A 24,473-nucleotide genomic window follows, 5' to 3' on the forward strand; every position below is an offset into this window, starting at 1 on the left:
CCCTGACTCCGACATTTTTATTATCCGCATGATGTACAAATGACAGCTGTAATTATAACGAATAGTCTACAGGAACATTTATCATGGATATTAATGCCATTGAGCGACAGAGTAGTACCCCCGGACTGATTAGCGGAACCATGTTGGTTATCGCGACCGTAGTGGGTGGCGGAATGTTTTCCCTGCCGATTGCGATGGCCGGCGTATGGTTCCCCGGTGCGTCGGTTATTCTTCTCTTTATTGCCATCATGATGTTATTAACCGGCCTGATGCTGGTTGAAGTTAACCTGCATTATGGCGCTGGTGCCAGTTTTAATACCTTTACCCAGGATTTATTAGGCCGTAAGTGGAATATCGTGGTGGGTATCGCTTTCGGCTTTGTGCTGTATATTCTGACCTATGCCTATATCTCCGGTTCATCGGCGGTGATGGCGCAAACCGTATTTAAATACAGCGGAGTGCGTTTTCCGGCAAATATCTCGGTGATTATCGTCAGTATGCTGGTTGGGGCAATTGCCTGGTACAGTTCCTTGCTGGTTGGACGCATCACTACCGTGCTGATTATCGGTAAATTTGTGGCGTTCTTTGCCACCTTCTCCGGGCTAGTGGGCCATATCGAAGTGGCAAAACTCGTCGACAGCGTGGCGGTGGCGCTGCCCAATTCGCAGTATCTGCCGTATATCCTGATGACGCTGCCGTTCTGCATTATCTCATTTGGTTTTCACGGTAACGTGCCGAGCCTGGTCAAGCTGTACGGCACGAGCGGGATTTCGAATATTACGCGCTCTATTATCATCGGCACGCTGTTTGCCCTGCTGCTGTATATCTTCTGGTTAGCCGTTACGATGGGCAACATTAGCCGTTCCTCATTCCCGCCAATTATCGCCAAAGGCGGCAATATCGACGTGTTTGTCGAGGCCATCAGCGGGCTGTTCACCAGCCGTTATATGGATCTGATCCTGACCTTCTTCGGCAACTTCGCGGTAGCCAGTTCTCTGCTGGCGGCGACGCTTGGCCTGTTTGATTACATCGCCGATCTGTTTCATTTCCCGGATGACGGCATGGGCCGCCTGAAAACCGCGCTGGTGACTTACTTCCCGCCAGCCGCCGTGTGCTTCTTCTTCCCGAACGGTTTTGTGCACGCGATTGGTTACGCCGGTCTGGCCTTTACCATCTGGAGCGTGATCCTGCCGCCGTTCCTGGTGAAAGCGGCGAGGAAGCGTTTTCCGACCGCCAGCTATACCGCGCCGTGTAATAACACCGTGCTCAATCTGGTGATTGTCTGTGGGGCGATTGTTTATCTGACGGTTGTTCTGGACGTATTTGGTCTGCTGCCAACGTTTCGTTAGACGGAGTCAAAATGAAAAACGTGTTGTCTGTTCAGTCGTCAGTCGTTTATGGCTATGCCGGAAATAAAGCCGCCGTGTTGCCGATGCAGCTTTCGGGGATCGATGTCTGGCCGTTTTACACCGTGCAGTTTTCCAACCACACCCAGTACGGGATGTGGCAGGGCATGGCGATGCCGCACGGCGAGTTGAGCGCCATCATCAGCGGGCTGGATGACCTGCAAAAGCTGGCGCAATGTGATGCCGTATTGTCAGGGTATCTTGGAGATAAACGCCATTGCGAAGAGGTCAAGCACGCGGTCACCACCATTCGCCAGCGTAATCCGCAGGCGCTCTATTTTTGCGATCCAGTAATGGGCGACCCGCAAAAAGGCTGCATTGTCGCGCAGGGCGTGGAGTCCTATTTTGTCGATGACGCCATTCAACTGGCCGACATAATGGGGCCGAATCTCTATGAGCTGGGCGTGCTGACGGGCAGGCAACTGCGTAGTTTTGACGAGGTGGTGGAAGCGGCGCAGCAGCTGGTGGCATGGGGCGTGAAGAAGGTACTGGTGAAGCATCTCGGCGACTGCTCGCGTGACAAACAGGCGTTTGAAATGCTGCTGGTGACGGCGGAACAGACGTTACACATCGCCCGGCCGCTGTATAGCTTTGCCAAAATGCCGGTGGGCGTTGGGGATCTGATTTGCAGCGTGATGCTGGCCTCACTGCTCAATGGTTATGATGACAAGCTGGCGCTGGAGCGGACCACCAGTGTTGTTGACGCGGTGATGCGACTAACGAAAGAGCGCGACTCGTATGAACTGCGGCTGATAGACGCGCGTCACCAGATAATGGAGCCGCAGATTCGCTATCAGGCAACGATACTGTAGCGCCGCAAGGAGGCTCTATGTTTCTGACATTGCTACGATTTCAGCATCCGCTGGTCTACCGTTTTGCGTGGCTTCGTCTGTGGGTCAGGGTGTTAAGAGCGTGCGGGCTGCGCAAGTGAAAGGGGGCCAGTTGCCGGATGCGGCGCTTGCGCCTTATCCGGCCGACAAATGAGCGTGAAACGCAGACATTACACGCGGAAGTAGCGTGGTGGGATCAACGCAGAAAAGGCGTCGAACTTCTTCACCATCTTTTTCCAGAACAACATAACAACAATCCTCGATTTGAAACATCGGCGCTATTTTAGTCAGCGCCGACAAATCGTAAAGCCTGTCACCTCGTTCCGATCCCGGGGCGGTGTAAACCTTTATGGTCACCGCGTCGTCAAATACGATTGCCGCGAATTTGGCGGGGTTGACAACGGGTTACGCCATAAACCAGTAATAAAAGAGACCGACTTTCAGGCCGAGGATCACAATGTAGGCGCAGCAGTATTTCATGGTGCCAGACATTATCTGGTTGGCCTGGCCGTCCATTTTGGTGGCTGAAACTGCGATGGCGATGCTCTGCGGCGAAATCATTTTTCCGCCCGTTGCGCCGGAGGTATTGGCCGCCGCCAGCCAGTTGGGATCGATATGCAGCTTACTGGCGGCAATAGTTTGCAGCTTACCGAACAGAATGTTCGAGTTGGTATCGCTGCCAGTCACAAATGTGCCCAGCGCGCCAATCACCGGGGCGAGGAAGACGTATGAGCTGCCGGTCAGATCGACAATCGACTGGGCCAGCGTGGAAATAATTCCGCTGAGATCCATCACCGTGGCCAGCGCGACGATCGCCATAATCGCCACAATGGAATTTTTAAGCTGGAAAATGGTTTTGATAAACACTTCCAGCATCCCACGTGCCGAAGCCCCCTGAATAAAACCGCCGATAATGGTCGCAAAGATGATCAGCATCCCCGGCGTGGTCACCCATTCCACTTTCAGCGCCAGGGTTTTGCCGTCGGCGAGCGTGAAATGCAGTACCGAGGCCAGTTGGGACGCCGAGGCTTTTATCGTCGGGAACAGCGGTGAACACAGCAGGATAAAGACAAAAATAAACAGATAGATAGAGCCCACGCGGAACAACACTTTTGCCGAGCGCGGCGTGGTTTCGCGGGTATGGCTGACCTCAATGCGCCATTCGGGATCGGTTTTCCCTTTGCGCAGGCGGCTGACTATCGCGACGGCAAACAGGCTGACCAGGCTCCCGGCAAATGCAGGTAATTCCGCGCCAAGATGGATAGCAACAAAATATTGCGGAACCAGCGTGGTGATGCCGCACATCAGCGTGATCAGAAATACGCCGCGAATGGCTTTCAGGCCGCCGCCAATTATGCAGACAATGACAAACGGCAGCAGGATATTAAACAGCGCCAGTTGCAGAATAATAGTTCCGCCTAAGGTATAAACCGGCAGATTAACCTGTTCCGCCAGAATAGAAACCGGGATCCCGACCGCGCCGAATGCGGTGGGAACGGTATTTGCAACCAGAGAGGCGATCGCCGCCTTCAGCGGGTTGAATCCGAGCGCAATAAGAATGCCGATTGGAATGGCGACCGCCGTACCATAACCCGCCGCAGCTTCAAGGAATCCGCCAAAGCACCATGAAATCAGCAGCACCTGAATACGCTTATCTTCGCTAATGCTGGCGAGAATATCGCGCAGAATATCCAGCGCTTTGGTCGCCTGCATGACGTTATAACTGAAGATAGCGCCGAGGATCACTATCACGATCGGCCATAATCCCTTCAGTGCGCCATAGCCTATTGCGGCTTTCAGATTCTGTACGGGCATTTCCCAGAATAGTGCTGATAACGCGGCAGTGAAAACTAAAGAGATTAGCACGGAATAATGGATGGCCATTTTTAGTTTTAATATTAAAAATACCATCAGTAGTAACGGAGAGAGTGCCAGGGCAAACATAAAATATTCGTTCATTGCTATTCCTGATTGGTTTATTAAACCTGATTTATATTTATGGCGGGGAGGCTACATTGCTGGATTAATAAAAGCTGTAAACTGAATCGCTTCAGTGGATAAAGTAATTATGATTTTTGGTTTTGTAACTATTGTAATCTTTTAATTAAAATTTAATGCCGAATAAATATACTTAAGAGTAAGCGAAATACCTATAAGTAGTTATTTAACAACATATTTGATAATGGTAGTGACGAGAATAGTTATCTCCAGAAACTATTCTTAAGATGTTAATAATGCTGTGGTTTTAAATATAAAAATGTGAGCGATGCCGAAATAAATAAACCTGGCTATTGCATGTCCGAGTCGATTAGGGGATTATTTTGTTTTGTCATACAAATTAAAATACAGACATTTGCGATTGTCCTGATATAAGAAACGGAGAATCGCCATCAAAGGAAAACGATCTGAGCATCATTATGAACCCAGGCATTAGTAAAACGAGCAAACCGAAAAACTGGGTGTGAAACACGATTGAACCTTTGCTTGATATAGCAATATCAAGCGCAATAAACAGAAATGAAGCAATGGAGTGGTTATTGTGAATGTAAATTTCTTTGTTACCTGCATTGGTGACGCACTGAAATCACGGATGGCACGAGACTCCGTATTGCTGCTGGAAAAACTGGGTTGTCGCGTGAATTTCCCCGAGAAGCAAGGGTGTTGCGGTCAGCCAGCCATCAACAGCGGTTACATCAAAGAAGCGATCCCCGGGATGAAAAACCTGATCGCCGCGCTGGAAGACAACGACGATCCGATTATCTCTCCGGCAGGCTCCTGCACCTATGCGGTAAAAAGCTACCCGGCCTATCTGGCCGATGAACCTGAGTGGGCGATCCGTGCTGAGAACGTTGCCGCGCGTATGCAGGATCTCACTTCCTTTATCGTCAACAAACTGGGCGTGGTGGATGTCGGCGCCAGTCTGCATGGCCGCGCCGTATATCACCCCTCCTGTAGCCTGACCCGCAAGCTGGGTGTGAAGGAAGAGCCGCTCACACTGCTGAAAAACGTGCGCGGGCTGGAGCTGCTGACGTTTGCCGATCAGGACACCTGCTGCGGCTTTGGCGGAACATTCTCGGTCAAAATGGCTGAAATATCCGGCGAGATGGTGAAAGAGAAAGTTTTTCATCTGATGGATGCGAAGCCGGAATACTTGATTGGCGCAGATGTCAGCTGCCTGCTGAACATTGGCGGTCGACTGCAACGGGAAGGTCAGCCGGTCAAAGTGATGCATATTGCTGAAGTGCTGATGAGCCGCTGAGGGGAAAGAAATGTCGATAAAAACCAGCGATGTAGAATTTAAACTGCGCATTCGCCAGCAGATTGAAGACCCAATCATGCGCAAAGCCGTGGCCAATGCGCAGGAGCGTATCGGCGCGAATCGACAGAAAATGGTCGATGAGTTAGGCCACTGGGAAGACTGGCGCGATCGTGCCAGTCAGATCCGCGATCACGTTCTGAGCAATCTCGACGCTTACCTGTTTCAACTCTCCGAGAAAGTGACGCAAAACGGCGGGCACGTCTATTTCGCCAAAACCAAAGAAGAGGCTACCCGCTACATTCTGCAGGTCGCACAGAATAAAAATGCGAAGAAGGTGGTGAAGTCCAAGTCGATGGTGACCGAAGAGATCGGCGTCAATCATGTGCTGCAGGATGCCGGAATTCAGGTGATCGAAACCGATCTCGGCGAATACATCCTGCAACTGGATCAGGATCCGCCTTCGCACGTCGTGGTCCCGGCCATTCATAAAGATCGCTATCAGATTCGCCGTGTGCTGAACGAACGTCTGGGCTACGACGGCCCGGAAACGCCGGAAGCCATGACCTTATTCATTCGCCAGAAGATCCGCGAGGATTTCCTGAGTGCCGAAATCGGCATTACCGGTTGCAACTTTGCCGTGGCGGAAACTGGCTCGGTGTGTCTGGTGACCAACGAAGGCAACGCGCGCATGTGCACCACGCTGCCGAAAACGCATATTGCGGTGATGGGTATGGAGCGTATCGCCCCGACGTTTGCCGATGTGGATGTACTGATCACTATGCTGGCGCGCAGCGCCGTGGGCGCACGCCTGACGGGCTACAACACCTGGCTGACCGGCCCGCGTGAGGCGGATAACGTTGACGGACCGGAAGAATTTCATCTGGTGATTGTCGATAACGGGCGCTCGCAGGTGCTGGGCTCAGCGTTTCGTGATGTGCTGCGCTGCATCCGCTGCGGAGCCTGTATGAACACCTGTCCGGCGTATCGTCATATCGGCGGGCATGGCTATGGCTCCATCTATCCAGGTCCCATCGGCGCAGTGATCTCTCCGCTGCTCGGCGGCTATAAAGATTTTAAAGACCTGCCGTATGCCTGTTCACTGTGCACGGCCTGTGACAGCGTCTGTCCGGTGCGGATCCCGCTGTCAAAACTGATCCTGCGGCATCGCCGGGTGATGGCCGAGGAGGGCATTACCCCGAAAGCCGAGCGACGGGCGATCAAAATGTTCGCTTATGCTAACAGCCATCCAGGGCTGTGGAAGATCGGCATGATGGCCGGGGCCCACGCGGCGAGCTGGTTTATCAATGGCGGTAAAACGCCGCTTAAGGTTGGCGCGATTGGAGACTGGATGGAGGCGCGCGATCTGCCTGATGCTGACGGCGAGAGTTTCCGCAGCTGGTTTAAGAAACATCAGGCGCAGGAGAAAAAAAATGGATAACCGTACCGCATTTTTAAACACCGTCGCCCAGGCGTTGGGTCGCCCGCTGCGTTTCGAACCGCACGCGGATGCCGCGCCGGTTAACAACTATGCCAACGAGCGCCTGACCGAACTGAGCCCCGAGCAGCGCTGCGAGGCGTTTATCCAGTTTGCCAGCGAGGTGATGCTGGCCCGCTGCGAACTGACCCGCGAGGATCAGGCCGCAGACGCGGCGCTCCGCCTGTGTGAGGAGCTGGGGCCGCAACCGGTGGTACTGAGCGGCGACAGTCGGCTGGTGGAACTGGGCATTACCGAACGCTTACAGCAGGCATGCAACGCTGTGGTCTGGGACCCGGCGCGCGGTAGCGAAAATATTACCCAGGCCGAGCAGGCGAAAGTCGGCGTGGTCTATGCCGAGTATGGCCTGACCGAGTCCGGCGGCGTGGTGCTGTTTTCCGCGCCGGAGCGCGGGCGTTCCCTGAGCCTGTTGCCGGAGTCGTCGATTTTTGTGCTGCGTAAAAGCACCATCCTGCCGCGCGTAGCGCAACTGGCGGAAAAACTGCATCAGAAAGCGCAGGCCGGTGAGCGGATGCCGTCGTGCATTAACATTATCAGTGGACCCAGTTCGACGGCGGATATTGAGCTTATCAAGGTGGTTGGAGTGCATGGCCCGGTGAAGGCGGTGTATCTGATTATTGAGGATTGCTAAGACAGGTTGGAAAACCGCTCTGGCGCTACTGGCCAGAGCGGGACAGACTTTATGCAATCATGCTGATGATCAACACGATTATCAAACCCACCACGGAGTTTACCAGTTCCAGCAGACCCCAGGTTTTCAGCGTATCCTTCACCGACAGGTCAAAGTAGCCTTTGAACAGCCAGAACGAGGCATCGTTGATGTGGGTCAGGGTGTTGGAGCCTGCCGCCGTCGCCAGCACCAGTAACGCCGGATCGACGCCCACCAGTTGACCGGTTGCCGGGTCGAGGATGGCTGCGCTGATAATTCCCGCCGCCGTCATGGCTGAGACCACGCCCTGACCGGTTGCCAGACGAATTAATACGGTTATCAACCACGCCATGATGTACGGAGAAATATTGCCGTGCGACATCAACATACCGATGGTATCGCCAATGCCGGTGTCGATGATGGTCTGCTTCAGTACGCCGCCCGCGCCGATGATCAGGATCACCATCGCGATACTTTTCACCGCGTTTTCAAAGGCGTTCATGACCCATTGCATATCATGACCACGCGCGGTACCAAACAGCACGAAGGCAACAATCATGGCGATGAACATTGCAATCGGTGAAGAACCGAGGAAGTTGACCACTTCCCATGCTTGTGTCCCTTTTACCAGCCAGATGTTGGCAATGGTGGTGGAGATCATGATGATCGCCGGGATCAGCGGCACCAGAATAGACACGCCGCATGACGGCAGATTGTTCTGGTCAACCGGGACGTCGGCTTTCATGAATGACGGCGTCGGACGATCGAGGTTGCCAAGGAACTTCGGCAGGATAAGTCCGGCGCAGATTACGCTCGGAATGGTTACCAGAATACCGTAGATGTAGACCATGCCCATGTCAGCGCCGTAGGCGTTAACCAGTGCCACCGGGCCTGGTTGCGGTGGGAACAGGGAGTGCGCGGTGGTGGCGGCGGCAACGGCGGGGATCGCCAGCTTGAGGAAGGGGATCTTCGCTTCCGCAGCAATAACGATCACCAGCGGCGCCAGCATAATAAACGCTACTTCATAGAACATCGCCAGGCCGAAGATCAGACCAATAATGATCACCGACAACTGCACATAGCGCAGGCCGAGGCGCGCCAGTAGCGTATGGGCAATCTGATGTGCCGCCCCGGAATCAACCATCAGCTTACCGATGACCGCCCCGAATACCACGATAATCGCCAGCTCTCCCAGCGTACTGCCGAAACCGGATTTCATGGTGTGCAGCAGCTCCATTAAATCCATACCCGCCAGCATGCCGACCGAGAGCGCCGCCAGCAGCAGGGCGACCATCGAGTTTATTTTGAATCTTAGATTAAGTACCAGCATCAGACCGATGCCGAATACGACCCACAGAATATTGAGAACGTGCATAAAACGTCTACCTTCTTTTGGTTGAACCATTATGATTTTGGTTGAGATGTTACATATATTGGTTAACCATTGATGCGATAGATGTCACATTGCGTTACATGTTTACATATTCACCGTGTATTTTTGCGGCGCACATAGGATTAAATCGGCTTTCATTGTGATTTGGTTAACCAATTTCGCCATTGAGGTTGACATGTAATACCAAAAGGAGGAATTTATGCGCCATATCGTCGAGTCCATAATGTAAACGAGGAACAAAACATGGAACAGACATGGCGCTGGTATGGCCCTAACGATCCGGTCACCTTAGCGGATGTGCGTCAGGCGGGTGCCACGGGCGTTGTCACCGCTTTGCACCATATCCCGAACGGGGAAGTGTGGACGGTTGATGAGATCCTAAAGCGCAAAGCGATTATTGAGCAGGCGGGCCTGGTCTGGTCGGTCGTCGAAAGCGTGCCGATCCACGAAGACATTAAAACCCGTTCTGGCAACTATCAGCAGTGGATCGCCAATTACCAGCAGAGCCTGCGTAACCTGGCCCAGTGCGGCATTCGTACCGTGTGCTACAACTTTATGCCGGTTCTCGACTGGACCCGTACCGATCTGGAATACGTCCTGCCGGACGGCTCCAAAGCGTTGCGCTTTGACCAGATTGAATTTGCCGCCTTTGAGCTGCATATCCTCAAACGTCCGGGCGCGGAAGCAGACTACACCGCCGAAGAGATTGCTCAGGCCAGTGAACGCTTCACAACCATGAGCGATGAAGACAAAGCGCGTTTGACCCGCAATATCATCGCCGGTCTGCCGGGCGCGGAAGAAGGCTATACCCTCGATCAGTTCCGTCAGCATCTTGAGCGTTACAAAGATATCGATAAAGCCGCGCTGCGCGAGAATTTTGCCGTCTTCCTGAAAGCGATCATTCCGGTGGCAGAAGAAGCTGGTGTGCGTATGGCGGTACACCCGGACGATCCGCCGCGCCCGATCCTCGGCCTGCCGCGTATTGTTTCCACCGTGGAAGATATGCAGTGGATGGTGGATACGGTCAGCAGCATGGCGAACGGTTTTACCATGTGCACCGGCTCCTACGGCGTTCGTGCGGACAACGACCTGGTTGACATGATCAAACAGTTTGGTCCGCGCATTTACTTCACCCATCTGCGCTCCACGCTGCGTGAAGATAACCCGAAAACCTTCCATGAAGCGGCGCATCTTAACGGCGACGTTGACATGTACGAAGTGGTGAAAGCTATCGTCGAAGAAGAGCAACGTCGTAAAGCTGAGGGCAAAGAGGATCTGATCCCCATGCGACCGGATCACGGTCATCAGATGCTTGACGATCTGAAAAAGAAAACCAACCCCGGTTACTCCGCGATTGGTCGCCTGAAAGGGCTGGCGGAAGTGCGTGGTGTTGAAATGGCTATCCAGCGCGCTTTCTTCAGCCGTTAAAGCAGATTTGCCGGTCACCTGTCTGGCCGGCTTTTTCCTTTTCTCTTCCGTTGGTATTCCAACGGCTTCTGGAGTTCACGATGACAACGACAATTGCCAGTAGCAACCTGCCGGTTGCGCGTCCGGCGTGGGACAGTTCTTGCCTGCAATCCCGTATTGTTCACCTGGGATGCGGTGCTTTTCACCGCGCGCATCAGGCGCTGTACACCCACCATCTCTTAGAAACCACCGACAGCGACTGGGGTATCTGTGAAGTTAACCTGATGCCGGGTAACGACTGCGTACTGATTGAAAACCTGCGCAAGCAGCAACTGCTGTATACCGTGGCGGAAAAGGGCGCGGACAACACCGTGCTGAAAGTGATTGGCTCGATGAAAGAAGCGCTGCACCCGGATCTTGACGGTTGCGACGGTATTTTACAGGCCATGGCGCGCCCGCAGACGGCGATTGTCTCGCTGACGGTCACGGAAAAAGGGTACTGCACTGACGCTGCCAGCGGCCAGTTAGATCTCAATAACCCACTGATTAAGCACGATCTGGCGAACCCGACCGCGCCGAAATCGGCGATTGGGTACATCGTACAGGCGTTGCATCTGCGTCGCGAGCAGGGGCTGGCGGCCTTTACTGTGATGTCCTGCGATAACGTGCGTGAAAATGGTCATGTGGCGAAAGTCGCGGTGCTGGGCCTGGCGCAGGCGCGCGACCCGCAGTTGGCGGAGTGGATTGCAGCTAACGCCACCTTCCCATGCACCATGGTAGACCGCATTGTTCCGGCAGCGACGCCAGAAACGTTGCAGGAAATTGCCGACCAGTTGGGCGTTTACGATCCATGTGCTATCGCCTGTGAGCCGTTCCGTCAGTGGGTGATTGAAGACAACTTCGTCAACGGTCGCCCGGACTGGGATAAAGTCGGCGCGCAGTTCGTTGCCGATGTGGTGCCGTTTGAAATGATGAAATTGCGCATGCTTAACGGCAGCCACTCTTTCCTCGCGTATCTGGGCTATCTTGGCGGGTATGAAACTATCGCCGATACCATGACCAATCCCGCGTATCGCAAAGCGGCGTTTGCGCTGATGATGCAGGAACAGGCGCCGACGCTGGCGATGCCGGAAGGCACCGATCTCAACGCCTATGCGACGCTGCTGATCGAACGTTTTAGCAACCCGTCTCTGCGCCACCGCACTTGGCAGATTGCGATGGATGGCAGCCAGAAACTGCCGCAGCGCCTGCTGGATCCGGTGCGTCTGCACCTGCAAAACGGCAGCGACTGGCGTCACCTGGCGCTTGGCGTCGCGGGCTGGATGCGTTATACCCACGGCGTGGATGAGCAGGGGCAGGCCATTGATGTTGTTGATCCAATGCTGGCTGAATTCCAGCGTATTAACCAACAGTACCAGGGGGCTGAACGTGTGACGGCGCTGCTGGGGCTGAGCGGGATTTTTGGCCATGATTTAGCGGAAAACGCCGACTTTGTTGAGACGGTTATCGCCATGTATCAACAACTGTGCGAGCTGGGCGCGCGTGAGTGTGTTGCCGCGCTAAGCGCTGACGCTTAATTCCCCGAACTATGACGGGTCAATCAAAATACTGATTTGGTTGACCCGTTTTCTGTTTTTGACTTGCCGCAAATGCTATAGTTCGATACCTATTCACCGTATCTGATTACACGCTTCTGACGGACATAACACGATGAAATCGAACACTTCTCAACAAAGACCCTACCAGGAAGTGGGTGCCATGATCCGCGATCTGATTGTCCAGACGCCGTACCAGCCCGGTGAGCGTTTGCCGCCGGAGCGTGAAATTGCTGAGATGCTTAATGTCACTCGTACGGTGGTGCGCGAAGCATTAATCATGCTGGAAATTAAAGGACTGGTGGACGTGCGTCGCGGCGCCGGAATCTACGTGCTCGACAATGCGGATGCGCAGAGTATCGACAGTACGGATGTAAATCACTGCAACGATGCCGGTCCGTTTGAACTGCTGCAGGCGCGCCAGTTGCTGGAAAGCAACATCGCTGAATTTGCCGCGCTGCAGGCCACTCGCGAAGACATCGTCAAAATGCGTCAGGCGTTGCAACTGGAAGAGCGTGAGCTGGCCTCCAGCGAACCGAATGGATCAGAAAGCGGTGACATGCAGTTTCATCTGGCGATTGCTGAAGCCACGCATAACAGCATGCTGGTGGAGTTATTTCGCCAGTCATGGCAGTGGCGTGAGAACAACCCGATGTGGATCCAGCTTCATAGCCACCTCGATGATACTCATTACCGTAAAGAGTGGATGGTCGACCACAAGCAGATCCTGGCGGCGTTAATTAAAAAGGACGCCCGCGCGGCGAAGCTGGCAATGTGGCAGCATCTGGAAAACGTCAAACAACGGCTGTTAGAATTTTCAAATGTCGATGATATCGACTTTGATGGCTATCTGTTCGAGTCCTGGCCGCTGGATAAAGTTAACGCCTGATTTTGCTTCTTCAGCCACACGGACAGCTTCGGTCCGTGTGGTACTTTCCCTCGTGATTATTCCCCTTTTATCGTGCTGAATTGGACATAAAAAATTTTGTCTGGCGCCTCAGCCGGGATTTTTTCGCCGTCTTTACACGACGTAAATTGATTTATATCAATTAAAAACAACTTAATTTTGCATGCGAAAAAATGGGTTATTTACCTTATTTTTACCTTTTCGTGCTTATTTTTAGACAAAACAGGTCAGCATTAAGTGAGAATCAAAGTGATTCCGGCAGTGGTTTGGGTAGAACCGCTTTGCATAACAGTACATAAAAACAAGCAGTTCGCATAAAAGTAGACATTAATAACGGTATGTAACTTATTGGCTGTAATGATGTTTTGATTGAGTGTAATAATTCGTGTCAATGCTTCATGCGTTTTTAATCAAATGAATAAAAATGAATATATGTAAAGTTAAAATTACACATTATTCTATAAACAAGTTATCTTTCACTTGAAATATCGTTCCATTTTACCTCGCTTTATTAACAGTTTTATTACGATTGTGAATGCTTTTTACCGTTGACATGTTTTTACACTGACTGCATATTTCATCGCCATAAGCGTCTTATTGCGTTCAGGAGATGATGACGATGCCTTCTCGAGATTATCCCGATATCCGAAAAGCCAGGGGTACCCGATCTAAAGATATGGTTCTTTTAAGTGCCCGTGTTGATAATTCTCTGTGGGAATATGTCCGAACGCTGGCATTTGAAACGCGAAAAAGTAAACAAGATATTATCGCTGAGGCGTTAATGCTACATCGCTCTATTAACCAGGGTGAGAATCAAGAGTAAACCTGGCTGACCTTATTCCGGATTTTGAATGAAATCTGAGTAGTGAATTATTTATTGCCACTTCATTATTGCCTTTATTGGTGTGTTTTTGATTTCTCCCCTTGGTATTCAGGGGGCTTTTTTATGAGGGCTTTCTGCCTTCATAACAAAGTTGATAGCAAAATTCACAATTAAAAGTGAGTAAAAATATGAAAAAGTCAGCAGTGGTATTAGCAGTGATGGCATTAGGCATCACTTCCGCTCATGCAGCGGAAATTTATAATAAAGATGGCAACAAACTTGATTTGTACGGCAAAGTAAAAGCGGTCCACTCCTGGACTGACGGCACCGATGCTGACGGCACCTACGCACGTCTGGGTTTTCGCGGTGAGACTCAAATCAACGATCAACTGACTGGCTATGGTCAGTTTGAAAGTCAGTTTGATGCCGCTAAAGCAGAAGGTTCTCAGAATGGTGTTAATACACGTCTGGCGTTTGCTGGTCTGGATTATGGCCATGACGTTAGCTTTGACTACGGTCGTAACTACGGTATCGCTTACGACGTGGGAGCTTACACTGACACTCTTTCAGAGTTCGGCGGTGACTCCTATGAAAATACTGACCGCTTCCTTACTACACGCACTTCTGGCGTTGCAACACTCCGCACCAAAAATCTGTTTGGTGCCGTTGATGGCCTGAGCCTTGGCGCGCAATATCAGGGTCAGGATGATACCGATAAGGATCCAACGAAACAGCATGGCAATGGCTACGGCTTCTCCCTGGGCTACGATAATATCGCCGATTCCGGCGTGTCTGCGATTGCGGCCTACACCACCAGTTCTGTGACTGCTCAGCAGAAACAGAATGGTTGGGATGGTGAAAACGCAGAGTTCTGGGGTGCTGGCCTGAAGTATGATGCTAACGCCATCTACGTAGCGACGATGTACGGTGAGTCCCACAACCTGATTCAGGATGCGGACAAAGCTGAGCACTTTGAAGCGATGGCTGCGTATGTGTTTGATTTTGGTCTGCGTCCGAACGTGGCTTACGTCCATACGCGTGACAACAATAATAATGACCTGACCGAATATGTGGCGCTGGGTACAGACTACTACTTCAACAAAAATATGGTTGCTGATGTAGGTTATAAAATTAACCTGCTTGATGGCGCTGACGGCGACAACCAGGTTGTTGCGGGTCTGACCTATCAGTTCTAATTTGTTGTGATAATATGTAAAAGGCGTCTTTTGTAAGACGCTTTTTTACATCTGCCTGCTTTTAAAGGAGCAAATTAAACCGATCAGGATTATTAAAGCGGGCGATTTTTTTTAAACCAGAATATATGTGTTTTCTGAAGATGGTGTTGATGTTGAATTAACGTGTCCATTTTTACGCATTTTAAAGTGAGTTTATAAATTAACGGTTGTGAATTTTAATTTTCCTGGTGGGTATTTTGTTCTTTATTTAGGGTTGCCGAATCGCTGTTTATATCATTGCGTGAGACTGATAATCGCAGCAAAAAACAACGCAACGGCATCACACAGCGCGGTGCTAATGATGGCCTGAGCGCCGCTTCCCAGCAGATTAATATTGCGCGGCACGCTAAGTTGACGGGCGAGTGGCATCACCAGCAAGGTGATGCCCTTAAAGATTCGCCAGCGTCAGCAGGGAAGGTATTTGCGACAGCAGATATAACAGCAGCCCAATAGAACCGCCGACCAGCGTGCCGTTGACGCGAATAAACTGCAAATCTTTGCCAATGTTTAGCTCAATTTGCTGTGACATATCGCGCGCATCCCAGCTTTTCACCGTGTCGCTAATGTGGCGCGTCAGGAAGGCGGCGAACTCCGGCGCAACCTTATGCGCGGCCTGCTCCAGATGCCCATTCAATGAAGCGCGCAGGGCGCTGTCGGCAACCAGCGTTTCGCCGAACCACTGCCCGGCATTGGCAATGCGCTGCTTCACGCGAGAATCATCGGCGTTGATATCGGTTTTCAGCCACTGACGCAGGTCTGCCCACAGCTCGCCGAGATAACGGTTGAAGGCTTCGTCTTCTTTCAGATAGCTTTTGAGGCTTTCCGCTCGCACGGCCATTTCCGGATCGTGTTTGAGCTTATCGATGAGCTTAAACGTCGCGCGATCGAAGGCGTGGCGGATCTGATGGGCGCGATCGTGGCTGATGTCATCCAGCAAAGAGTTTACGGCGTCAGAAACCAGTTCGGCGCTGTGCTCGCCCAGCCATTCTGTCGGCAGGATCTTCGCTTTCAGTGGATGTTCGGTCTCCAGCCAGTGCACGATCTGCCGGGCGATAAATGCCCGCGAGCTATCGCGTTGCAGCAGAGCGATCAGTTGGGCGATCAGCGTGTCGAGCAGCACCTGATGGCGATTGTTTTTGGTCATGCTTTCCAGCATCAATGCGCTGGTTTCAGAGAGATCAACCTTATCGATGGCCTTGTGCACTGCCCGCTTGATCAGCCGCTGAATGCGGGCGTCGTCGGTCAGTTCGAGAAAACCGCTCATAATTTGCAGCAGGTGCTGGCCAATACGCCGGGCGTTTTCCGGCTGGCTGAACCAGTTCCCGATCAACAGCGCCGGTTCATGGCGGCGGATCAGCGTGACCAGGGACTGAGTGTCGAGAAATTTTTCCTGCACAAACTGACCGAGATTTTCCCCGATCCGATCCTTATTGCGTGGGATAATCGCCGTATGTTGCGAGATAAAAGGGATCGGCACCCGGCGAAAAAGCGCCACCACGGCAAACCAGTCCGCCAGTGCGCCGACCATCGCCGCTTCGGCGATCGCTTTGATTCCGAGTACCCAGAAGTTAGGCGGCAGAAACAGCGTGATAACGAAAGTGGCGGCGGCAATCAGCAGCAATGAGAGCGCCAGTCGTTTGGCGCGTTTGAGTTCAGCAATTTTATTCATAGGCTTAAGAATAGAGCCAGACGACAGGATCGTGCAAAAAATGTGGTGCGGCCCTCGTTTTTAGGCGACCAGATCTTACTCCGGGATCCAGTTGTCCCATGCAGGTAAGGGACCGAGTTCCGCTACCAGAAAATCGATAAACGATCGTACCTTGGGGTTGCTGTACTTACTGGGAAAATAGAGCGCATACAGAGCATGAGTTTCACAGGTAATCGTGCCGTCGAGCATCAACGGTGTTATTTCTTCTTTTTGAATATGATCGCCAATCAGGTAGGTCGGCAAGTACGCCACGCCCTGATCCTCCAGTACCGACTTCAGTAATACCAGGCTGCTATTGGCCTGGATCGGCATATGCAGTTTGAGCTGATGCAGACGATCCTGTTCATCAGCCACTTTCAGCACTGGCGTGAGACCCGGATACACCAGGCAATCATGGTTGACCAGATCGCTGCGGCGCTGGGGCATGCCTTTTTTGGCAAGGTAGCCGGGTGAGGCGCAGTACGCCCAGCGGACAGGCACCAGCTTGCGCATGGCATAGTTCTGCGGCGGCGCGGTAGAAATGCGCAGAGCGATGTCGAAATCCGTTTCGTTCAGATTCACGAAGTTATCGTTGAGATCGATATATAAATTCACATCCGGGAACTGAGCGCGATATTTATCCACCAGGTTCACCAGTCGGGAATAACCAAACGCAATTGAGCAGGTTATACGTAATTCACCCTGTGGACTGTGGTAATAACCGGAAGTGGTATTCAGCGTTTCATCGAATTCTTTCAAAAGCTTATTAGCGCGGTTGAAGAGATATTGCCCGGCGTCGGTCAGGGTAATACTGCGGGTGGTGCGTTTAATTAACGTCGTCCCCAGCGTGTCTTCCATCGCGGCCAGGCTTTTACTGACCGCAGACGGCGAGACATTGAGCTGCGCCGCGGCTTCTGACAGCCCCCCGCAATCGACGATTTTCGTAAAAAATTCCAGATGCTTGAGTGAAATCGGCGTACTCATAGTTTCCTTTAATTCACAAGTGATTTGCAAAAACGGTACGAATAGGCCGTTACATTCGGCTTTTAAACATGCAACTATTGAATCACAGGAAACAACTTGCTGGCAAAATGAAAAAATAACAACTTAGGTGAGTTACGTCACAAAATAACAGGAGGCGCAACGGCAACTCATCACATTGTGAATTTAATCTCATTAATTATTATTCTAAAGGTACCGATTATGTGGTCACGACTCGAACCCTACAGATCGTCGATTATTTTGTTAGTTGCTCTGGTGATTGGCGGCTTATTAGGTATTTATGCCCCATCGTTGGCAGGTAAGCTCCAGCCAATAGGTCAGATATTCTTAAACCTGTTATTTATGATTATTGTGCCGCTGGTGGGGATCAGCGTTATGTCTTCGATCGCCAGTATGACCGACCTGAAAAGGCTGGGGCGCATTATGGCGATTATCTTTATTGTTTCGATCGCGATGGCCTTTATTCCGGCGGCCGGGATCGTCGCGCTGGCGCTCTGGTATAACCCGGCGCAGGGCGTCACTATCGATCTCTCGCAGTCCGTACAGGCGGGTAGCGGCAAGATGGATTTTGTAAGCATGATTACCACCAGCGACTTTATTGGACTGTTTTCTAAGTCCAATATCCTGGCGCTGATCGTGATGGCGATCATTGCGGGTGTGGCGATTGGCCAGTCGGATCAGGCAGGGAAACGCATTGCTTCACTGCTGGAGGATGCCAACACGGTGATCATGAAGATCGTCTCAATCATCATGAAGGTTGCGCCGATTGGTCTGGGCTGCTACTTCGCCGCCACCATGGCCAGCCAGGACTCTGCTCTGCTGCTAACCTTTGCCCGCGCCATTGGCCTGTTTATGGTTGCTACGCTGGTCTACTTTGTTTTTGGCTCTATTCTCTATTCGTACATTGGCGGCGGTATTCCGGCGGTGAAAGCCTTTTGGCGTAACGCGATTGAACCCTCTGCAACCGCGCTGGGGACCTGTTCTTCGCTGGGTACGCTCCCGGTGACGCTGCGCGCCGGTAAAGCGATGGGGATCAACCCGGAAATCGTTGATGTCTCCATTCCGCTGCTGGTGAACCTGAATAAAGGCGGCGTGGCGATGATAGCCGCACTGAAAATTGTCTTTATCTATTCCGTGCTGGGTATGGAGTTCACCACCGAAACCTTCTTCCTGACGATGCTGATTGCGGTGCTCTCCGCCATTATCGTCGGCGGCGTACCCGGTGGGGCATTCCTTGGCGAGATCTTTATCGTCACCACGTTGGGTCTGCCGATGGAAGCGATCCCGATGCTGGTGGTACTGGGCACCATTACCGATGCGCCAGCTACATTGATTAACGTCATCCATGATTTGAACGCGGCACAGATTGTCGAACGGTTCGCTGGAAAAAAGCAGACCAACACTGAAATAAACTCTACTGCTGCGGTGGTATAGGTTTTCACACGGATTAAGAACAGGAGAAGTTATGAAAGACGCTATGAAGCTTGAAACGCACCTGGTCGTTGCTGGTCGCGACAAACGCTATACCCAGGGAGCGGTGAATCCGGTGATCCAACGCGCCTCTTCGCTGGTGTTCGATACCGTGAAGGATAAGAAATTTGCCACCGCCAACCGTGCTAACGGCGAACTGTTTTACGGTCGTCGCGGAACCTATACGCATTTTGCCTTCCAGAAAGCCATGAGTGAGCTGGAAGGCGGTGTCGGCTGCGCGCTGTATCCGTGTGGAGCTGCAGCGGTGACCAATGCGATTCTGGCATTCGTCCAAAGCGGCGATCATATTTTGATGACGGGCGCGGCCTATGAGCCAACTCAGGATTTTTGCAATAAGATCCTGAGTAAATTTAACGTGGAAACAACGTATTACGATCCGTTGATTGGGGCTGGGATCGTTGATCTTCTGCGTCCGGAAACGAAGGTGGTGTTCCTCGAATCACCAAGTTCTATCACGATGGAAGTCCAGGATGTACCGGGAATGGTGAAGGCTATCCGCGCGGTGAATCCGGAGATTGTCATTATGATCGACAATACCTGGGCGGCGGGTGTTCTCTTCAAAGCACTGGATTTCGGGGTGGATATTTCCATTCAGGCAGGTACCAAGTACACCATAGGCCATTCGGATGGCATGCTGGGAACAGCGGTGTCTAACGCCCGCTGCTGGGACCGTTTGCGAGAGAACTCCTATCTGATGGGGCAAACGCTGGATGCCGACACAGCCTACAACGGTAGCCGAGGATTACGTACGCTGGCGGTACGTCTGAAGCAGCATCAGGAGAGCAGTATTCACATTGCTCGCTGGCTGTCGGCAAGGCCGGAAGTGGCGCGGGTGAATCATCCTGCATTAGCGGAATGTCCGGGACACGAGTATTTTCAACGTGACTTTGCCGGAAGTTCAGGCCTGTTTTCGTTTGTGCTGAAAAAGAGACTGACCGACGAGCAGATGGCGAATTTCCTCGATAATTTCTCGCTGTTCCATATGGCTTATTCTTGGGGCGGTTTTGAGTCACTCATTCTGGCGAATCAACCGGAAGAACTGAACAGCATTCGCCTGGCCGGAGAGGTTGATTTCAGCGGCACGCTGGTCAGGGTGCATATTGGTCTGGAAGATGTTGACGATCTGATTGCCGATCTGGAAGCGGGGTTTGCGCGCATCGCGTGAGGTGACAGACTCGCTGCCGGATGGCGTTGATCCTTATCCGGCCTATGTAAGCCAGTAGGCCGGATAAAACGCCTGCATGACATAGGCAGTGACGTTATATTTACAATCAAATTAACTCATAATTAGTCATTTTAGATCATTTTTTATCAAGGATAATCTTAATCACGATTTTTATCATCCCTCCTGGATAGCATAGTTACTGATTTTTAGGGTTACTGGCACAGAGGGGATGATGAGTTATGAAGCTGAAAGATTTATTCACGAGGACACCAACTGAACGCCGCCATTATGGCGTTGCCGTGTTAGTCGGCATCGTTTCTGGCGTACTTTCTGCATTTGTTAAGTGGGGGGCCGAAGTTCCGCTTCCACCCAGGACATTTTCTCTGGGAAGAAATGAGTTTAATCCTCCGTACCTTTTTCTCAGAGACTATTTAGGGATTGACCCCACGCAAACGGTCTATACCTTTTCTGAACATGTGATTAATCCGGTTATGGTCACGCACATCATATTTTCATTAGTGTTTGCAGTCGGATATTGCGTTGCCGCTGAAATTTTTCCAAAAGTTAAACTTTGGCAGGGGGTACTGGCAGGTTTAATCGTGACGGTGGCAGTTCATGGCATCTTCATTCCCGCCCTTCATCTTTCGCCGCCCTTGCCTCAGCTACCATTTGATGAATATGTGTCGGAAATTATTGGACATATTTTCTGGTTTTGGGTCATTGAAATGATTCGTCGCGACCTGCGTAATCGGATCACGCATGAACCCGATGCGGAAGTTCCGTTATCTCTTGTCAGATGATTAAAAGTAGATGCACAATGATGGATTGCCCCCAACCGCTAAACACAATATCAGTGTTCACGAATGGGGGCAGTTCGTAGAAGGTTAACTCTCTGCGGCTAATGCGGTTGCCTCATGCTGACGTACGCGCTTCAGTAAGCCTGCCAGCGTGAACACGACGGCAATACCTGCCACCACCGCCAGCAGATGAAACGAAATCCTGCCGCCGTTGAACCATAACCAACGCCCAATTTCGACAGAAACCGCCATCACCGTCAGGATCACCATATTCAACGACGCCGAAACCGTACCCTTCGGTAAGTTGTTGGAAAATAGTGTAAAGCGAAATAACGTTGGGAAGATCATTCCAATGCCAAACGCATACAGGCTGGTCCCCAGTACTGACCACAACCACACGTGCGGCCACAGTAAATTGCCAGCAATCAATACCGCCAGCCCGCTCAACTGAATGGGAACCGCTCGCCAGATAAAGCGTGGCCGGGTCGGATCCTTCACGAAGCGGACGACCACCATATTGGCGACGATCACCGCGCCAAACACCGGCGCCTGCGCCCAGGCAAACTGGGATGTGGTCATGCCGCCAGCATCAATGAGGATCACCGGTGAGACTGCCACCCAACTCATCATCGGGATATAGCTCAACGACAGCGTGGCTGCGCCAAACAGGAACACCCGGTTGCGGAAAACGTCGCGAAAATCACGTAAGACGCTGCGCGCACTGAATGGCACCGCGCCACGCTGGACGGTTTCTGGCATTGCTAACGTGAGTCCAATGAGTGCGATAAGCCCCATGACGGCGATAATGGCAAACAAGATCTTCCAGTGTACAAAATGCATCAGCGCTGCTCCGGAAAGCGGGCCGATAACCGGCGCTACCAGCACAATGGAGGTGATTACCGCCATCAGCTTAATAGCCTTTGTTTGCCCAAATGCCTCCTGCACCGTGACATAGCCGACGGTGGCGATAAAACAGATGCTGGTGCCCTGCACAAAACGGGCAACCAGAAATTGCGTCATCGAGGTGGTGAACAATGTGGCAGCGCAGGCGAGCGTAAAAATTAGCGCTCCCGCAATCAGTACCGGACGGCGGCCAATCCGATCGGAAAGCGGTCCTAACAACCATTGCAGCGCCATACCACCAGCCAGATAGAGACTGACCGCCGCGGGCGCCAGACTGACATCGGCGTTGAAATCGCGTACGACATTAATGATGCCGGGCTGGATCAAGTCCGTCGACAGATAGGCGGCGAAATCATACAAAATCAACGCAATAGGAAAAAATAGCGTCGTAGCGCGTTGGGAGAAAAACGCGAGAATCCGTTGCATAAAACAGCTCCTTGTCGGGAGAAAACCCTCAACGGGAATAACGAAATTCAATACCGTCTTTAAGACGTCAGGTCGATGACAGAATAAAAGCAGACTGCAAATGTACTGAATTTCATGTAATCAAAAACGCTGTCGGCGTGAAGCGCAAACAGGAGAAACGCTCACTAACGCAGGGTCAGAAAGCGTAACGATTACAGGTAACAATCAGCACATCGCACCTCAAGAAGAGTAAGTTGAACGGGTAGCAACCATTTGCAGTGTAATGTGGATTGGATATTAATTAAACGAGTTTATCCGGTTTATTTGCAGAAAATCGCCACGTTTATCAGAGTAAGATGTTTTGCAAAAAACGCAGCGCGATGGCACAACCGAAGATGATCAGTACGCCGCCGGCGATACGCTCTACCCACAATATTCCTCTGGTTAAGCGTCGCTGGATCTGCGGTAAACCGATGAACATGACGATCAGCAGATCCCAGAACAGCACCACGCTGGTCATCCATATCCCGCTCATGCTTTGTTGCAGCAACGTCACCGACGGGCCGAGCAGGGCGGTCATTAGCGCCAGATAAAACAACGCATTTTTAGGGTTGAATAGTGACGAAGCTAACCCCAGCAGCAGCTGTTTGCCAAACCCTGGACAGGTCGACTGGGCGTCTGCTCCGGTCAGTGTTTGTGGGCGGCTGCGTATCAGCAGGCTGCCAATCCACAATAAATAGAGTGCGCCCAATAGCTCAATAACTGTAAACAGCAGAGGAAGCTGACGCAGGATCCCCCAACCGATAATCGCCAGCAGGATATACAGCCCGTTGCCGATGGCGATCCCCACGCACAGCCCGGCGCTGCCGCGCATCCGGTAACGTACGGCATAGCCGACCAGTAAAAAGAAGTCCGGACCCGGGCTGAGGAGTGCGACAAAATGCGCCAGTGCCAACGCGGGAAACGCAGACGGAAAAAGTTCAGCAAGCAGTGACATAGTGACCTCAGAGAAGGAATCCGAGTTCACCCTACGCCTGATGCCGCGCTAATTATTGTCTGATATTGATCGTCCTAATGCATACTGACGCGGTGTAGCCGCGGTGTAGCGCACAAAGGTGCGATGGAAATGGCTCTGGTCGGCAAACCCGCTCTGGTAGCCGACATCCGCAATTTCGTCCCCGGCACGCAGCCGCTGGCGGGCATAGTTAACTCTCAGGATATTCAGATAACTCCCCGGCGTCAGGCCGGTGTCCTGCTTAAAGTTACGGATCAGCGTCTCTTTACGCATGTGGCATTCATAAGCCAGATCGTCCAGCGAGGGGGGCGCAAACAAACAGGACTGCAACCGTTCACGCAGATACGCGCTGGCAGCGCTAAGGTTTTCCGCTTTTACCGATTGCAACGGCAGCGAGCGCAGCAGTGCCTGCGCGGCATCGGTTATCTGTGTCGTTTGTTGCCGCTGCATGAGCACCACGAGGCGCAAATAGCGCTGGAATAATTGCGGATCGCGGATAACGGGATTGCGTGGGTAAAGCTGCTGATTGCTGCTCAGCGCAGGCAGATGGGCCAGGCACCACCGCGCATCAAGATAGAGCATATGGTAACTGCGAAACCGCCCATTAACGGGGTTACAGCTGTGAGGTGCCAGCGATGGGATCACAATGAGGTCGCCTGAGCTCAGGAGGTATTCTTTGCCATCACACTGGCAGCACGTCTCACCTTCAAGAATCGCTCCAACCGAGAGCTGAGAATGATGATGACGTTTATAGGCTTGATGACTACGCCAGGTGCTACGCAGCTCCAGCCACGGCAACTGCGCGTCACGCCAGAACGATTGTGGAATATCCCGGGTATGCGTCACATCTCGCCCTCCATGAAAGTGATGATTTGTTATAGCACAGGGTGTGCGATGAAAAAGCGGGAATGTGCATTGAGGTCGTGATTCTGCGTGATACGTTCCAGATAAATGCGGACGTTACAAAGGGACGTTTTTATCTCTGAAATCGCCTCGCAAAGAGAGAAAG

The 24,473-nt window shown here is 52.0% G+C and carries 20 protein-coding genes and 1 pseudogene; 13 read left to right on the forward strand and 8 right to left on the reverse strand.

Annotated features, from left to right (window positions below; all coding sequences use genetic code 11):
* The first annotated feature begins 83 nt into the window (after positions 1 to 83).
* Positions 84 to 1,349 (forward strand): aromatic amino acid transporter, encoded by a 1,266-nt coding sequence (locus OGV69_RS09740; RefSeq protein WP_038636871.1) that lies wholly within the window; start codon positions 84 to 86, stop codon positions 1,347 to 1,349.
* Positions 1,350 to 1,360: 11 nt separating this feature from the next.
* A complete protein-coding gene (gene pdxY, locus OGV69_RS09745) occupies positions 1,361 to 2,218 on the forward strand; it encodes a pyridoxal kinase PdxY (RefSeq protein ID WP_069324136.1) in 858 nt (285 codons plus the stop codon).
* 423 nt (positions 2,219 to 2,641) lie between these two features.
* On the opposite strand, the gene OGV69_RS09750 is transcribed toward pdxY, so the two are convergent.
* Positions 2,642 to 4,195: an L-lactate permease gene (locus OGV69_RS09750; RefSeq protein ID WP_069324135.1), complete on the reverse strand. Its 1,554-nt coding sequence runs from the start codon at positions 4,193 to 4,195 to the stop codon at positions 2,642 to 2,644.
* Positions 4,196 to 4,775: 580 nt separating this feature from the next.
* Here OGV69_RS09750 and OGV69_RS09755 point away from each other — a divergent pair.
* Genes OGV69_RS09755 through OGV69_RS09765 form a run of 3 tightly spaced genes read left to right on the forward strand, consistent with a single transcriptional unit; the run spans position 4,776 to position 7,621 of the window.
* Positions 4,776 to 5,495 carry a (Fe-S)-binding protein gene (locus OGV69_RS09755; protein ID WP_069324161.1) on the forward strand — a complete coding sequence of 240 codons (720 nt, stop codon included), beginning with the start codon at positions 4,776 to 4,778 and terminating at the stop codon, positions 5,493 to 5,495.
* A 10-nt stretch (positions 5,496 to 5,505) separates the two neighbouring features.
* The gene (locus tag OGV69_RS09760; protein ID WP_069324134.1) at positions 5,506 to 6,933 is read left to right on the forward strand and encodes a LutB/LldF family L-lactate oxidation iron-sulfur protein; all 1,428 of its coding nucleotides are present in this window, start codon (positions 5,506 to 5,508) and stop codon (positions 6,931 to 6,933) included.
* Positions 6,926 to 7,621, forward strand: a complete 696-nt coding sequence (locus tag OGV69_RS09765; RefSeq protein ID WP_038636881.1) for a LutC/YkgG family protein — start codon at positions 6,926 to 6,928, stop codon at positions 7,619 to 7,621. The genes OGV69_RS09760 and OGV69_RS09765 overlap by 8 nt, the downstream gene beginning before the upstream one ends.
* A 49-nt stretch (positions 7,622 to 7,670) precedes the next feature.
* On the opposite strand, the gene gntP is transcribed toward OGV69_RS09765, so the two are convergent.
* Positions 7,671 to 9,014, reverse strand: coding sequence for a gluconate permease GntP (gene gntP, locus OGV69_RS09770; RefSeq protein WP_286469235.1), 1,344 nt, complete (start codon positions 9,012 to 9,014; stop codon positions 7,671 to 7,673).
* A 261-nt stretch (positions 9,015 to 9,275) separates the two neighbouring features.
* Here gntP and uxuA point away from each other — a divergent pair, with 261 nt between their 5' ends.
* The 5 genes from uxuA (at position 9,276) to OGV69_RS09795 (ending at position 14,960) form a co-directional block, all read left to right on the forward strand.
* Positions 9,276 to 10,460, forward strand: a complete 1,185-nt coding sequence (gene uxuA / locus OGV69_RS09775) for a mannonate dehydratase (RefSeq protein ID WP_069324133.1) — start codon at positions 9,276 to 9,278, stop codon at positions 10,458 to 10,460.
* A gap of 80 nt (positions 10,461 to 10,540) precedes the next feature.
* Entirely contained in the window at positions 10,541 to 12,016 is a 1,476-nt protein-coding gene (locus OGV69_RS09780) for a fructuronate reductase (protein WP_069324132.1), read from the forward strand.
* 133 nt (positions 12,017 to 12,149) lie between these two features.
* Entirely contained in the window at positions 12,150 to 12,923 is a 774-nt protein-coding gene (uxuR, locus tag OGV69_RS09785; protein ID WP_038636895.1) for a Uxu operon transcriptional regulator, read from the forward strand.
* A gap of 628 nt (positions 12,924 to 13,551) precedes the next feature.
* Positions 13,552 to 13,764, forward strand: a complete 213-nt coding sequence (locus OGV69_RS09790; protein ID WP_370602398.1) for a hypothetical protein — start codon at positions 13,552 to 13,554, stop codon at positions 13,762 to 13,764.
* Positions 13,765 to 13,952: 188 nt separating this feature from the next.
* The gene (locus OGV69_RS09795) at positions 13,953 to 14,960 is read left to right on the forward strand and encodes a porin (protein WP_069324131.1); all 1,008 of its coding nucleotides are present in this window, start codon (positions 13,953 to 13,955) and stop codon (positions 14,958 to 14,960) included.
* 273 nt (positions 14,961 to 15,233) lie between these two features.
* Here OGV69_RS09795 and OGV69_RS09800 read toward each other — a convergent pair.
* The 3 genes and pseudogenes from OGV69_RS09800 to OGV69_RS09810 all read right to left on the reverse strand — a co-directional run.
* Positions 15,234 to 15,392 (reverse strand): annotated as a pseudogene (locus OGV69_RS09800) (MFS transporter); the annotation flags it as partial.
* Positions 15,388 to 16,668 (reverse strand): DUF445 domain-containing protein, encoded by a 1,281-nt coding sequence (locus tag OGV69_RS09805; RefSeq protein WP_069324130.1) that lies wholly within the window; start codon positions 16,666 to 16,668, stop codon positions 15,388 to 15,390. The gene OGV69_RS09805 and the pseudogene OGV69_RS09800, both read right to left, overlap by 5 nt.
* A 75-nt stretch (positions 16,669 to 16,743) precedes the next feature.
* Positions 16,744 to 17,670, reverse strand: coding sequence for a LysR family transcriptional regulator (locus OGV69_RS09810; protein ID WP_069324129.1), 927 nt, complete (start codon positions 17,668 to 17,670; stop codon positions 16,744 to 16,746).
* Positions 17,671 to 17,889: 219 nt separating this feature from the next.
* Between OGV69_RS09810 and OGV69_RS09815 the strand changes: the two genes are divergently transcribed.
* From OGV69_RS09815 to OGV69_RS09825, 3 genes are all read left to right on the forward strand, one after another.
* The gene (locus OGV69_RS09815; protein ID WP_038636908.1) at positions 17,890 to 19,122 is read left to right on the forward strand and encodes a dicarboxylate/amino acid:cation symporter; all 1,233 of its coding nucleotides are present in this window, start codon (positions 17,890 to 17,892) and stop codon (positions 19,120 to 19,122) included.
* A gap of 31 nt (positions 19,123 to 19,153) precedes the next feature.
* Positions 19,154 to 20,344 (forward strand): cystathionine beta-lyase, encoded by a 1,191-nt coding sequence (metC, locus tag OGV69_RS09820; RefSeq protein WP_069324128.1) that lies wholly within the window; start codon positions 19,154 to 19,156, stop codon positions 20,342 to 20,344.
* 239 nt (positions 20,345 to 20,583) lie between these two features.
* Entirely contained in the window at positions 20,584 to 21,144 is a 561-nt protein-coding gene (locus OGV69_RS09825; protein WP_069324127.1) for a YagU family protein, read from the forward strand.
* An 84-nt stretch (positions 21,145 to 21,228) separates the two neighbouring features.
* Here the strand turns inward: OGV69_RS09825 and mdtM are convergent, their stop codons facing one another.
* The 3 genes from mdtM to OGV69_RS09840 all read right to left on the reverse strand — a co-directional run bounded on the left by mdtM (position 21,229) and on the right by OGV69_RS09840 (position 24,310).
* Complete coding sequence (gene mdtM / locus OGV69_RS09830) at positions 21,229 to 22,470, reverse strand: multidrug efflux MFS transporter MdtM (protein ID WP_038636916.1); 1,242 nt, start codon at positions 22,468 to 22,470, stop codon at positions 21,229 to 21,231.
* Between the two features lie 325 nt (positions 22,471 to 22,795).
* A complete protein-coding gene (locus OGV69_RS09835; RefSeq protein WP_069324126.1) occupies positions 22,796 to 23,446 on the reverse strand; it encodes a LysE family translocator in 651 nt (216 codons plus the stop codon).
* Positions 23,447 to 23,494: 48 nt separating this feature from the next.
* Positions 23,495 to 24,310 carry a helix-turn-helix domain-containing protein gene (locus OGV69_RS09840; protein ID WP_069324125.1) on the reverse strand — a complete coding sequence of 272 codons (816 nt, stop codon included), beginning with the start codon at positions 24,308 to 24,310 and terminating at the stop codon, positions 23,495 to 23,497.
* Positions 24,311 to 24,473: the final 163 nt, after the last annotated feature.

Source organism: Citrobacter sp. Cc139 (genome assembly GCF_030334645.1).
In the GTDB taxonomy this organism is placed as follows: Bacteria; Pseudomonadota; Gammaproteobacteria; order Enterobacterales; family Enterobacteriaceae; genus Citrobacter; species Citrobacter werkmanii.